Here is a 13,077-nt window from a genome sequence, read left to right as displayed (position 1 = left end):
ATAGCAGTAAAACATTTTGGAACCATTTAATGACATGCAGTTTCACCAGCAATATCATAAATATACCAGCACTGCTAGGCATAACTTATTTTCACTGACGGAAAAATGTGATAAGATATGGCAATGTTAACAGAAAAAAAGAGGGATCATGGATGATATATTTAGATAACAGTGCAACAACAAGACCAAGTCCAGAAGTACTGGAGAGCTTTACGAAAGCATCCAGTCATTTTTTTGGTAATCCGTCTTCGATACATGGTATTGGAATGGAGGCGGAAAGACTGCTACGCAAATCACGCGAGCAAGCAGGATCTATTTTGCAAGTTCAGCCAAATGAAATTATATTTACATCAGGTGGAACGGAAGGTAATAATATTGCAATTAAAGGTGCTGCCTTAGCACATCAGAACAGAGGAAAACATATTATTACAACGGCGATCGAGCACCCATCAGTATTGGAAGCTTGTCATGGTTTGGAATCACTGGGATTTGAAGTGACGTACCTTCCTGTAAATGCTGATGGTTTTGTTGAGGCGAAATCTGTCAAGAATGCAATCCGAAAAGATACCATTCTAGTATCCATTATGCATGTGAATAATGAGATAGGCACTATTCAACCGATCGAAGAAATTGGTGCGATCGTGAAGGATTATCCAAAAGCGTTGTTTCATGTTGATTATGTTCAAGGGTTTGGTAAGCTGCCATTAAATATAGATAAAAGTCACATTGATCTGTGCACGATCTCAGCTCACAAAATCCATGGTCTAAAGGGAACAGGATTATTAGTTGTCAAAAATGGCGTGCGATTGTTTTCTTTAGCTCATGGTGGCGGCCAAGAGCGATCGATTCGTTCTGGTACTGAAAATGTAGCAGGCATTGTAGCTTTCGTCAAAGCGATGCGCTTGGCTAAAGAACAGCAGAATGAAGCGGTGGATAAAATATGTGAATTAAAAAAATATTTAATCAATCAATTACAATCGATGGCGAAGGTTAAACTAAATACACCTGCTACTGGAAGCGCACCGCATATCGTTCATTTTTCTGTACCAGGATACAAGCCAGAAGTGATGATTCATGCACTTGAAGAATCAGATATTTATATTTCAACGAAATCAGCTTGTTCCTCCAAAAGCGCTGACGAGAGTGCAGTGCTGATAGCTTGTGGAAAAGATCGTTCTGTCGCGACATCAGGACTCAGGGTAAGTATGTCTTATGAAACAACAGAAGAAGAAATTGTTTTTTTCAGTCAACAACTAAAAAAAGTTATTCAAAAATTAAGTGAAGTAATGGGGTAGATAGAGATGCAATATGATCATATAGTTATAAGATATGGTGAATTAGGATTGAAGGGGCGTAATCGAAAAATATTTACGACGCAGCTTGCTAAGAACGTGCGAAAAGTATTGCGTCATTTTCCGGCAATTAAAGTAGATAAGTTACGAGATCGTATGTATATCGTATTGAATGGTGAAAACCCAGAACCGATAATGGAGATTTGCCAAAAGATATTCGGTATTCAGAATATGAGTTTAGCAGTAAAAGTGGCAAATGATCCTGAGCGAATAAAAGAAGAGGCATTGCAGTTATTAAGAGAGACAGAAAATGTCCAAACTTTCAAAGTCACGACGAAACGATCCAATAAGGAGTTTCCGATCGGTTCACAGGAATTTAATCAGGTACTTGGCGGACATTTGTTAGTAAATACCGATGACATTTCCGTTGATGTGCACCATCCTGATCTTGAAATTACCGTAGATATACGTGCAGAAGCAACGTATTTAACCTCGAGAAAGATTCCGGGTGCGGGTGGCTTGCCTGTCGGTTCTTCCGGTAAATCACTTTTATTATTATCAGGCGGAATTGACAGCCCGGTAGCAGGTTATTTAACGATGAAGCGGGGTGTGCAACTAGAAGCAATTCATTTCCATTCACCGCCATATACGAGCGAACGCGCGAAAGAAAAAGTGGTCGATCTGGCTGAAAAATTAGCTTCTTACGGACATTCTGTAAAAATACATGTCGTGCCATTCACGGCATTGCAACAAAAAATTCATCGTGAAATTCCACACGGTTATTCGATGACAGTGATGCGCAGAATGATGATGCGTATTAGTGAAAGAGTGGCAGAACGTAATGGTATTCTTTCGTTAGTCACTGGTGAAAGTCTTGGGCAAGTGGCGAGCCAGACGATGGAGAGTATGCATGCTATTAATGCAGTGACGAATTTCCCAATCATTCGACCATTAGTTGCGATGGATAAAGACGAAATTATCTCCATTTCGGAGGCTATTGATATGTATGATATTTCAATCAGACCATTCGAGGATTGTTGTACAGTCTTTGTGCCAAAGCAGCCTAAAACAAAACCTAGGTTAGAAAAAGTGGAACAATTTGAAGGGAATATCGCGTTTGATCAAGATATTGAAGAAATATTAGATACTATCGAAACTATTGAAGTAGAGGCATCTGATCAATCAGAACAACAAGTAGATGACCTGCTCTAATGCTTGGATAAATTAACAACAACTACCAGAAAAATTCTTGCATGAGATCGCCTCCTTGAGCGCATCATAGTATTGTAGTCAAGAGGAGGTGAATGACAATGGCGAACAGTTCTAACAACTTAGTAGTACCAGGAGTAAGCCAAGCACTAGATCAAATGAAATATGAGATCGCACAAGAATTTGGTGTAAGCTTAGGTGCTGATACAACTTCAAGAGCAAACGGTTCAGTTGGTGGTGAAATCACTAAACGTCTAGTACAAATGGCTGAACAACAATTAGGTGGTCAAGCTAAATAATAAATGGAATAAAATAAAGGATAGTGCTCAGTGCACTATCCTTTTCTTCGTCTTGAGTTTTTGCTATTCTTTAAGTTATTAACAGAAGATTTAGAAGCATAGGCAAGGTGATGAAATGTCTACACTTTTTTATGGTGGTACGATTTATACAATGACTGAAACAGGAGCGACAGTAGAGGCTGTTATCGTTGAGAATGGTAAAATCAGAGATACTGGCGAAGAGGCATATCTGAGGAATACATATGACATTGACCAACAGTATCATTTGCGAGGTGCAGTTATGTATCCTGGCTTTGTGGACAGTCACTTACACATTGCGGGGCATGGGGAGAAACTCTTGCACTTAGACCTGTCTCTAATGACGTCTGCTGAAGAAGTACTGGAGTCGCTCACTCAGAAAGTCCACGACTTGGAGCCGGATGAATGGCTGATTGCAGAAGGTTGGAATGAGAATCAGTGGCAAGAACCACGAATTATTGATAAAAATGAATTAGATCAGATATCCAGTGATCATCCCATGATTTTAACACGTGTTTGCCGACATGCGATTATCGTCAATTCGAAAGCATTATCGCTAGCGGGGATCCATGCAGGCATGGAAGATCCGCAAGGTGGCAAAATCGTTCGAGATGAAACAGGGGAACCGACAGGCTATTTACTTGATCAGGCGCAGGAATTAGTGAAAGAAATTATTCCGACTATTTCAGAAGCTTCATTACAAAAAACGATAAAAGTAGCGATTGAAGATTTGTTGCGTTTAGGCTTAACTGGTGGTCATACGGAGGATTTGTCTTACTATGGTGGTTTCGGCCGAACGTTAAGAGCATATCAGGAAATTGTGCCAAAGCAATATAAATTTAGAGCGCACTTATTGGTTCACCATCTTGTATTTGATGATATGCTGGCACAAGGATATCGTTATGGCCAAGGTGGCGAATTTACATCCTTGGGTGCAATGAAAATATTCTCTGACGGTGCATTAGGTGGTGCGACTGCTTGGTTAAGTGAGCCGTATGAAGATGATCCGAGTAACGTTGGTATTCCCATTCATACAAGGCAAAATCTCGAAATATGGTTTCAAAAAGCAAGGAAATTCGGTTTTCCAGTAGCAGTTCATGCAATCGGTGACAGAGCTGTGGAGGAAGTGGTAAACTGTATGAACAAATATCCGCTTACAAATGGTTTGCGCGATCGCATTATTCATGCGCAAATTATGAATACGGAGCTTTTGACACAGCTGAAAGAATCGAACGCGGTACTGGATATACAACCGTCCTTTGTTGCTTCTGATTTTCCTTGGGTCAAAGATCGAATAGGTGAAGAAAGGACGCGAACCTCTTATCCTTGGAAAACATATATAGAGGAAGGAATTGCTTGTGCCGGTGGTTCTGATGCACCGATTGAACAAGTCAATCCGTTGTTAGGTATACAGGCAGCAGTAACCCGAAGATCTGCGATAGACGGAAAAGTGTATGGAAAGAAACAGCAACTTTCTGTTTTTGATGCTATCTCTTTATATACAAAAGGAAGTGCTTATATCATTCGTCATGAACATGACAGAGGAATGATTGTGCCGGATTATGTGGCAGACTTCACCATATTAGAACAAGACCTGTTTCAAAGCGATCCTGATCTTTTCCATGAAATTGGAGTGCAAGCTACAATTGTCGATGGCGAAGTTATGTATAAAAAAACAGAGGACTAAATGATCCTCTGTTTTTTTTGATAAACAATGAATGTATATGGTGGACTTCCCGTATTTCTAACTGAACCATGACTCAAGTTGATAACAGTCTCTCTTATAGAAACGTTCGTTGAACACGGTCCCAAAAGGAGTTATTTTTTAATTTGACAGTCTTAATTCGCTTGTCACTCAATTGCATCGTCAGTGATTTGATATTCCGGATTGAATAAGCCTCATTGTCCAAACCGACGATTGGATAATCGTTACCGTCCTGAACTACTTCCAAACGTAGAGTGCGGTCTTGATTAAGTACGAAGGAAGAGCCGAGTGTCCGATAGCGGTTGTTGTTTAGAGAGGCGAGCTCTGTTACTTGAAAACAAGGAATTTTTGGATCAATGACAGCGCCTCTTGTCGACTTGTTGTAGCCTGTACTGCCAGTTGGTGTGGCTACAATCATGCCGTCTCCACGAAAACGTTCAAAGAAATTATCATCAATATAGACATCCATCACAATAGTTTTGATAACTGCCGATCGAATCGTTGCTTCATTAAGACAATGGAAAGTGGATTGACCATTAATATTAATAGCAATAATCGGGAACTTGCGAACTTCGATATTTTCTTCTTTTACAGCTTCAATCATTGCACTGTATTCATCGATGTTGAAGTCACAATACAATCCAGTCTCATCCGCTTGCGTCATCCCAACGTATAAGCAATCCTGACGAAAAGATGTATTGCGAACTGCCTGAAGAAATTCTCCATCACCGCCAATACTTATGATAATGTTTGCGTCTTTGGATTCTTCTACTACATGAAAGCCTTGCTCCTGTACATATTGAAATAATGTTTCTAACTTGTTATTGGTCGCTTTATTCTGTTTGTAATAGAAATAGATGTTGCGTCGTTTATCCATTATTCTCCTCCTAAAACCTTATGTAATTACTTTCATCTTATCATGTACATTTGTTCAATCCCATAGATATCCTTTATTATTTTGTACTATTTACCATTGGATTATGACTAATCTTGTTATTCCTCGTAAATAATAGTTCATGAGGTGAGTTTATGATAATCATTGGACTGATTGCCTTTCTAATTATTCTTTTACTGTTGGGCCTGCTTATTTTTGCATTTATAAAACTATATGTCTTTCTAGCGTGGCAATGGGATGAAGAAGGGAAAATGATCGAAATTAAGGTGAAGGTATTGCGTATGGTGGTCTACAAGCAAACAGTCGATCTAACCGGAAACAAAAAAGAGCAAACATCGGATTCTGAAACGAGTACAAAAGAAATGATGTTACTAGGGAAAGAGATCATCAAAATGGCAACTATTGAGAAGGTAGAAACAGAAACCGTTGTAGCGACACCTGACCCTTCGCTTACCGCACATTTGTATGTTGTCTTGCAAACCCTGAAACAATGGCTGCTTGCTCAGTACCCTAGAAAGAAGTTTCTTCTCAGCGTGGGAGCTGATTTTGAACAGGAGAGTCTAGAATCGATTGGTGAATGCATGATTTCCATGAAATTGAGCAAAACTATCAGAGAAATAAACAAGTTGAAGAAGTTAATGAAAGGAGCAAATAACTAATGGCAGATAATAATAACGAAAACGTACATCCTCTCGAAGGTTTCATGTCGTTAACAATGGAAAACCTTAAACAATTAATCGAAGTAGATACAGCGATCGGCAAACCGATAGACGTACCGGATGGAAGTGTGATCATTCCATTGTCTCAAGTGAAGTTCGGATTTGCCTCTGGAGGAAGTGAGTTCGTACCTGGCGGACAAAAAGGAAGTAGTCAGTCAGAATCAATCATCCCATTTGGTGGCGGCAGTGGTGGAGGGGTATCGATCACACCAACTGCTTTCGTTGTCGCTAATAAAGAAGGCGTAAAGTTGATGCCGGTCCATGAATCCTCCAATGCATATGAGAAAGTATTAGAGAAATGTCCACAGCTGATTGATCAGGTAATGGATATGCTGAAGCAGAAAAAAGGTTCAGATAAAGACAGTAATGACATTTAATGCTTCTCAGTAGACATAATGAATTCACTGCCTTCATAATAGATAGGCAGTGAATTCATTATGTACAAGTTGGAGGGAAGTAGAGTGACGTTTGAAGTAGATAAGGCGTTTAAATACTTAGATCAATTAACAATGTCTATAGAAAAAACAGAAGAAGAAACGTATTTAGATAGTCTGGTATTTGCATTACGAGCAATTCAGACAGAAGAAGCATTAGCGTTTCCTGATGCTGAGACAGAAGAAAGTGTTGTGAAATTGAAGGAGCTTTTTTATCAGGAGAAACCTGACAAAGAATCGATACGAAAAGTAATTCAGCTTGCTTTAATTAAAGGAATGAAAGGTTCTACCCAGCAGCAGCATGTGGTTACACCAGATTCTGTTGCCATGTTTATCGGCTATTTTCTGCAAAAATTATTAAATGATACAAAGCAGTTTCGATTATTTGATCCTGCCAGTGGTGCAGGAAATCTTCTAACAGCTGTTATCAATCAGGTCAGTGCAGAAGTGGAAGGGTATGGTAGTGAAATTGACCCTACTTTAATTCAGTTAGCAGTAGAAAGTGCAAACTTACAGCAATTATCGATCGAATTTTTCCATCAAGATGCACTAATGCCATTATTATTAGATCCTGCTGATGCTGTAGTGGCGGATTTGCCTGTAGGCTATTATCCGAATGATGAGCAAGCGGCTCATTTTGATCTGCAAGCAGAAGAAGGGCACTCCTATGCTCACCATCTATTTATCGAACAAAGCTTACGTTACACAAAAGAAGCAGGGTATTTAGTATTTGTTATCCCTAACTTCTTATTTACTAGTGAACAAAGCGAGCAACTGCAAGTATTTTTGCGTAAACAGGCACACATTTTGGCAATGCTCCAATTACCATTATCGATGTTCTCGTCTGAACAACATGCAAAAAGCATTTTAGTTTTACAAAAGCAAGGAACTGATACGCAGGCACCAAAACAGACTTTAATGGCACAATTACCTTCTTTTAAAGATGTGAATGCCACTCACAATATATTGCGTAAAATTGATGGCTGGTTCCAGACGGAAGCGGAGAAATAGTCAGAAAATAAAAAATTCTGAAAGCAAACGTTACCATTTAACATTCCGGTTGCAAACTTGTCCTGACGGTGTTTTAATGAGTATGGGAATGTAAGAAGCTATTATAAATACGTACATAGCTTGCAGGATAAGGAAATGAAAGGATTGAATATATTGAGTAAAATTTTAGCAGTTAATGCCGGAAGCTCTTCTCTTAAATTTCAATTGATTGAAATGCCAGAAGAAACAGTATTGTCAAAAGGATTAGTAGAACGAATTGGTATTGCTGATTCGGTTTTTTCTATTGAGTTCGGAGAAAAAGAAGATGAAGAAACATCAGACATCCCGGACCATGCGGTAGCAGTAAAGTTATTATTAGAAAAATTAACATCTTTCGGTGTTATTAAAAGTTTAGATGAAATCGACGGAATCGGTCACCGTGTTGTACATGGCGGTGAGAAGTTCAACGATTCTGTTGCAATCAATGATCAAGTGATTGAAGAAATTGAGGAAGTTTCGGATTTAGCACCACTTCATAACCCTGCTAACTTGACAGGTATTCGTGCTTTCCGTGAGGTTCTTCCTAACGTACCTTCTGTGGCAGTGTTTGATACGGCATTTCACCAGACGATGCCTGAACAGTCTTATTTATATAGTCTGCCATATGAGTATTATCAAAAATATGGCATCCGTAAATATGGATTTCATGGAACATCACACAAATACGTTTCAGAACGTGCCGCAGATTTAATGGGTGTACCACTAGAGCAGTTGCGCTTATTATCTTGTCACTTAGGAAATGGTGCAAGTATTGCAGCTATTGAAGGTGGTAAATCGATTGATACGTCTATGGGCTTTACACCTCTAGCTGGTGTAACTATGGGGACAAGATCCGGAAACATTGATCCAGCTTTAATTCCATATATTATGGAAAAAACAGGTCAATCTGCAGCAGAAGTGATGAACGTGTTAAATAAGAAAAGCGGTATGCTGGCATTATCTGGTTTCTCCAGCGACTTACGAGACATTGAAGAGAAAGCAAACAATGGAGATGAAAGAGCTGAATTAGCGCTGCAAGTATTTGCTGAAAGAATTCATAAGTATATCGGTTCTTATGCGTCCAGAATGCATGGCGTCGATGCGATTATTTTCACAGCAGGTGTTGGTGAAAATAGTGTAACCATTCGTGAGCGCGTACTAAAAGGCTTAGAATTCATGGGCGTTTATTGGGACCCATCTTTAAATAACGTTCGTGGAAAAGAGAAATTCGTTAACTATCCACACTCACCTGTAAAGGTAATCGTCATTCCAACAAATGAGGAAGTAATGATTGCTCGTGACGTGGTTCGCTTAGCGCAATAAGTACAAAAAACGGCTTCTTTCTGTGTAGTTTAGTCTATATGGAGGGAAGTCGGTTTTTTTAGTTATTCATTGTTCTTTATTAAAGGAATAGCCGTGTTCTTTCAATCTGTAATTGATAATAAATAATTGTTTGATGACTTCCCCGATGCCAACAAGCCCTAATCCAGTGACTGTTCCTGCTGAGGCATACATGATGAAAACAAGTATAGCATGATCGACCGTATTCATCGAGACAAATATTGCGGAAATGATCCCTGCTGCGAATATAATCCATCCGGCATAAGCCAGAAGTGTAGCAACCCAGTTTACCGGTGTCCCATCATATAGCCGTTTCACCTGATGCCTACTGAAATCATCAAATTCTTTAAATTCTTCGGTCATATTAAAGGCCTCCTCATTATATCCATAACATATTTTACCACAATGTCAGATGTAAGAAAATGTTATATTCACTACTAAACTTCGGAAATATACTCGTCCGCGTCCTGTGGTGGCAGCTTCAGTTAGTTACTACTTGCGCTAATTCTTGCTGCCTTGAGCCGAGTCTCAACAATACTACTTTCACTATGGATTAAGTCACCTTCAGTCGTTTTGTCATGAAACAAAGAAAATCCGGGCATGATCGCCCGGATTTGTTAGCTTCTGACGACTAATACATCACATTTGGCATATCTGGTGATACTTTCAGAAACACTTCCGATTAAAAAACGTTCGACTGCATTCATCCCTGTTGCGCCGCATATAATTAAATCGGCATCAAATGTTTTAGCAAGATCTTTCGGTATTTTCATTTTCGGTGAACCTATTTCCACATGTGTTGTAATACTATTTACTCCATGCTTTTCTGCTTTTTCTTTATATTCATCAAGTAATGTTTTGGCATAATTCTCAGATCGGTTTGCCAATGATTGATCATATACTTCCGGTGCCACTGTCGTAATAGTTCTAGTGTCAATTACATGTGCTAAAAACATTTGAGCATTATTTCGCAGGACAATGTCTACCGCTTTCTTAAATGCTAGTTCGGAAGCATCAGAGCCATCGACAGCTACTAATACACGATTATATTCAAAAGCCATGTCATTTCACTCCTTCATATATCTAATATACAGTATATCATGTATCCGTTTACATGTGTGTAATGATAATAAATTATATGTATATATTTCCACATCTAACACCCTTTCAAACGTTTGAAGGAAGGTACTGCACATTAATAGAAAAAAACGAAACATTGTTGTAACATAGAACTATAATGTGTTTGAAGAAGTAAGGAGGATGAATATGGGGCACGCCTTTATTACGGCTGGTACAAAAGGATTAGGTCGACAGGTAACCGAAGCCTTTTTGAAAGAGGGGCACGCTGTATCCATTACATATTTTCGGGATTTTCAACGCGCGCAGGAATTGGTTGATCTATATCCTGGGGCATCAATTGAAATTATCCAGGCAGATGTATGCAACAAAGAAGATTTAACTGCTGCAGTGAAGCAAGCCGTGCAAAGGTATGGTACCATAGATTATGTAATTAACAATGCTGGACCATTTGTGTTTAAAAGAAAGAAATTAATCGATCACACAGAAGCGGAATGGAACCAGATGATTCGAGGAAATTTAGATGCTGTTTTTCATCTATTAAAATTAACAATACCATCGATGCGGGAACAACGATTTGGCAGAATTATCAATTACGGTTTCCAAAGTGCCAATACCGCTGCAGGATGGATTAACCGTTCAGCATTTTCTGCTGCTAAAGTAGGATTGGTGTCTTTGACGAAATCCGTTGCATATGAAGAAGCTGAGAATGGTATTACGGTTAATATGGTATGTCCTGGTGATATAGCGGGTGAAATGAAAGAAGCGACGATTGCAGAAAGCAAACAAATTGCAGATCCTCATACACCGATCGGAAGGTCAGGTACAGGGGAAGATATAGCGCGTGCTGTGATGTTTTTTTGTGATGAGGATGCGGACATGGTAACAGGCACCATCCTCGATGTAAATGGCGGATTAGACGTCATTCATCAGCATCGCTAAAAAATTTTAAAAAACTTGAAACCTTTTTTGTTGAAAGATCGTAAATAAGAATAATAACCCATCATGGAAGAAAAGAGGTGCACCAAATGGGTTTCTTCTCGAAGCTGTTTAAGAAAGAGGAAAAAAAGCCAGAAGTAAGAAAACGAAATTTGCTATCCATTGAGATAGGCGATATTATTGAGTACGATCTTGCTGATTATGAAGTGGTTGGTAAGATTACATACCGTCAGAACCGGTATGAATGGTACAGCTATCAGCTTCTGGGTGAGGCGAAGACCATCTGGCTTTCTGCAGAGATGGATGATGCATTAGAGATTGGTATTTATGAAGCCATTCAATTGCCTGAAGCGAACAATTTTCCTGACAAACTAGTATATCAGGATAAACGTTTCTCCTTAGATGAAAAGGGGGAGGCGAATATTATCGGAGAAGGTCGGAGCGATTCCTTAACCGGTCAACGCATCCGTTATGCCGAATACTGTGATGATGAGGAAGAAACATTTATTAGTTTGGAAGCGTGGAATAGTGATGTAGAAGCAAGCATTGGTTACTCAATAGAAGAATATGAAATTAAAATTATTGCAGGTTCCCATTAATTATTAGGAGGAGATTTATATGTTTCAATTTTTTAAACGTGTCAAAACAGTGGTAGGATCAGAGTTAAATTCAATGTTGGATAAGGCAGAAGATCCAGTGAAAATGCTTGATCAATTTATGCGCGAAATGGAATCAGATATTCGTGAAGTAGAATCAGCAGTTGCAAAACAAATTGCTAACGAAAAAATGTTAAAAAGAAAAGCAGATGACGCTCAAGCATTAGTAGACAAAAGACAAAAACAAGCAGAGCAGGCAATCGAAGCTGGAAACGAAGATTTAGCTCGCCGTGCATTAGAGGATAAGAAGGACCATGAATCACAAAGTACGATGTTACGTGAATCATGGGAACGTTCGAAACAAGATGCGGATCAATTACGTGATAAATTAGATGAGATGAAGAAAGAACATCAGCAAATGAAAATCAAGAAGGATTCTTTGAAAGCACGTGCTGAAACAGCAAAAACACGTACGAAAATGAATCGTACCATGTCTTCAATCGGTAACGATGAATCTAAACGAGGCTTTGAGCGCATGGAGGAAAAAGTCATGCAATTTGAAGCAGAGGCGGACACGAGTGATGATATGTCGATGAAAAGCAAGTCTCTCGATGACGAATTCGATGCGTTAGACAATAATGAGGTGGATGACGAATTAGCCGCTTTAAAAAAGAAAATGGGCAAAGAGTAAGCATTCTGATAAAAGGTAAGTAACTTGACTGTTTATAACGGTTGATTTCTGATAAAGTAACAAAAGAGAATGAACTGGAATATGGGTGCTCATATTCCAGTTCTCTCTGTAATAGACTGTTGAAGTATAGATCATATATCGGGATTGGAGGTGGTGCGGCAGTGATGAAAAAAATCAACTATGCGATCGGACTGTTTTTACTATGCTTATTAGTTGGCTGTGGATCAAATTCATTATCAAACCTTTCTGCATTTAGTGAGTCTAATGATATTTCTGAAGACGATTTGAAAGTGGAGGAATCGAAAGATGAAGTACTTAATCAATTGCAATCTAACAGTGGTGCGAATTTAGAAGCGCTGATTTCGAATCATTTTCCATTTGTAGATTCAGTTACAGGTGAAGATACAACTGCTAATGTTTATGGGACATTATTGTTTGAAGTCGAAGAGTTAGCGGACATTTTATCCGAGATTGAACAACCTGATGAAAAAAGTGACTTTATTGATGGCCAGCAAATTTTGATGTATTCGAATGATCAGTTTATCATTCTAAAAGAAAGTGAAGAAATACCAGATGCTACATTTATTGAAGTAGCCAGTGAACAATTTGTTCGTGATAATTATTCACCTAATTTTCTAACTACATATTTCACGATCCGAATGTTAGATAGTGTGTTTGGGAATAACTGGGTTACGAACAGGCGGAGCTACTGTAGTTCTAACGATTGTTATGGTGGTTATTCCACGTCACGAAGCTACAATAATGGAAATTTATCGACAAATAGAGGGATGGGAACGTTCCGTGGTGGCGGTCCAAGTTCAGGTAAGTAAAAT

Annotated in this window: 15 protein-coding genes; 12 read left to right on the top strand and 3 right to left on the bottom strand. The window is 38.9% G+C overall.

Going from position 1 to position 13,077, the window contains the following annotated elements:
- Positions 1-152: 152 nt before the first annotated feature.
- The 4 genes from MUN87_RS05250 to MUN87_RS05235 all read left to right on the top strand — a co-directional run bounded on the left by MUN87_RS05250 (position 153) and on the right by MUN87_RS05235 (position 4,505).
- Positions 153-1,295 carry a cysteine desulfurase family protein gene (locus MUN87_RS05250; protein WP_244746616.1) on the top strand — a complete coding sequence of 381 codons (1,143 nt, stop codon included), beginning with the start codon at positions 153-155 and terminating at the stop codon, positions 1,293-1,295.
- Between the two features lie 6 nt (positions 1,296-1,301).
- Positions 1,302-2,504 (top strand): tRNA uracil 4-sulfurtransferase ThiI, encoded by a 1,203-nt coding sequence (gene thiI / locus MUN87_RS05245; RefSeq protein ID WP_244746615.1) that lies wholly within the window; start codon positions 1,302-1,304, stop codon positions 2,502-2,504.
- Between the two features lie 92 nt (positions 2,505-2,596).
- On the top strand, positions 2,597-2,800 hold the full coding sequence (locus tag MUN87_RS05240; RefSeq protein WP_305037440.1) for an alpha/beta-type small acid-soluble spore protein: 204 nt from the start codon (positions 2,597-2,599) through the stop codon (positions 2,798-2,800).
- Positions 2,801-2,915: 115 nt separating this feature from the next.
- Entirely contained in the window at positions 2,916-4,505 is a 1,590-nt protein-coding gene (locus MUN87_RS05235) for an amidohydrolase (protein ID WP_244746613.1), read from the top strand.
- Positions 4,506-4,599: 94 nt separating this feature from the next.
- On the opposite strand, the gene MUN87_RS05230 is transcribed toward MUN87_RS05235, so the two are convergent.
- A complete protein-coding gene (locus MUN87_RS05230; protein WP_244747890.1) occupies positions 4,600-5,403 on the bottom strand; it encodes an NAD kinase in 804 nt (267 codons plus the stop codon).
- Positions 5,404-5,552: 149 nt separating this feature from the next.
- Between MUN87_RS05230 and MUN87_RS05225 the strand changes: the two genes are divergently transcribed.
- The 4 genes from MUN87_RS05225 to MUN87_RS05210 all read left to right on the top strand — a co-directional run bounded on the left by MUN87_RS05225 (position 5,553) and on the right by MUN87_RS05210 (position 8,923).
- Complete coding sequence (locus MUN87_RS05225; RefSeq protein WP_244746612.1) at positions 5,553-6,077, top strand: hypothetical protein; 525 nt, start codon at positions 5,553-5,555, stop codon at positions 6,075-6,077.
- A complete protein-coding gene (gene ytfJ, locus MUN87_RS05220; RefSeq protein ID WP_244746611.1) occupies positions 6,077-6,514 on the top strand; it encodes a GerW family sporulation protein in 438 nt (145 codons plus the stop codon). Before MUN87_RS05225 ends, ytfJ begins: the two co-directional genes overlap by 1 nt.
- An 84-nt stretch (positions 6,515-6,598) precedes the next feature.
- Complete coding sequence (locus MUN87_RS05215) at positions 6,599-7,582, top strand: class I SAM-dependent methyltransferase (RefSeq protein WP_244746610.1); 984 nt, start codon at positions 6,599-6,601, stop codon at positions 7,580-7,582.
- Positions 7,583-7,735: 153 nt separating this feature from the next.
- Positions 7,736-8,923 carry an acetate kinase gene (locus MUN87_RS05210; protein WP_244746609.1) on the top strand — a complete coding sequence of 396 codons (1,188 nt, stop codon included), beginning with the start codon at positions 7,736-7,738 and terminating at the stop codon, positions 8,921-8,923.
- 66 nt (positions 8,924-8,989) lie between these two features.
- Here the strand turns inward: MUN87_RS05210 and MUN87_RS05205 are convergent, their stop codons facing one another.
- Together MUN87_RS05205 and MUN87_RS05200 are read right to left on the bottom strand one after the other, a co-directional pair.
- Positions 8,990-9,304 (bottom strand): hypothetical protein, encoded by a 315-nt coding sequence (locus MUN87_RS05205; RefSeq protein WP_244746608.1) that lies wholly within the window; start codon positions 9,302-9,304, stop codon positions 8,990-8,992.
- Positions 9,305-9,558: 254 nt separating this feature from the next.
- Positions 9,559-10,002 carry a universal stress protein gene (locus tag MUN87_RS05200; protein WP_244746607.1) on the bottom strand — a complete coding sequence of 148 codons (444 nt, stop codon included), beginning with the start codon at positions 10,000-10,002 and terminating at the stop codon, positions 9,559-9,561.
- A 205-nt stretch (positions 10,003-10,207) separates the two neighbouring features.
- Here MUN87_RS05200 and MUN87_RS05195 point away from each other — a divergent pair, with 205 nt between their 5' ends.
- The 4 genes from MUN87_RS05195 (at position 10,208) to MUN87_RS05180 (ending at position 13,074) form a co-directional block, all read left to right on the top strand.
- Entirely contained in the window at positions 10,208-10,960 is a 753-nt protein-coding gene (locus tag MUN87_RS05195; RefSeq protein ID WP_244746606.1) for an SDR family oxidoreductase, read from the top strand.
- Positions 10,961-11,046: 86 nt separating this feature from the next.
- A complete protein-coding gene (locus MUN87_RS05190; protein ID WP_244746605.1) occupies positions 11,047-11,556 on the top strand; it encodes a DUF4178 domain-containing protein in 510 nt (169 codons plus the stop codon).
- 19 nt (positions 11,557-11,575) lie between these two features.
- Entirely contained in the window at positions 11,576-12,244 is a 669-nt protein-coding gene (locus MUN87_RS05185; protein WP_244746604.1) for a PspA/IM30 family protein, read from the top strand.
- Between the two features lie 164 nt (positions 12,245-12,408).
- The gene (locus MUN87_RS05180; protein WP_244747888.1) at positions 12,409-13,074 is read left to right on the top strand and encodes a DUF4247 domain-containing protein; all 666 of its coding nucleotides are present in this window, start codon (positions 12,409-12,411) and stop codon (positions 13,072-13,074) included.
- Positions 13,075-13,077: the final 3 nt, after the last annotated feature.

The sequence above is a fragment of the Gracilibacillus salinarum genome (assembly GCF_022919575.1).
Lineage (GTDB): Bacteria > Bacillota > Bacilli > Bacillales > Amphibacillaceae > Gracilibacillus > Gracilibacillus salinarum.
This window is presented reverse-complemented; position numbering and strand designations above follow the sequence as displayed.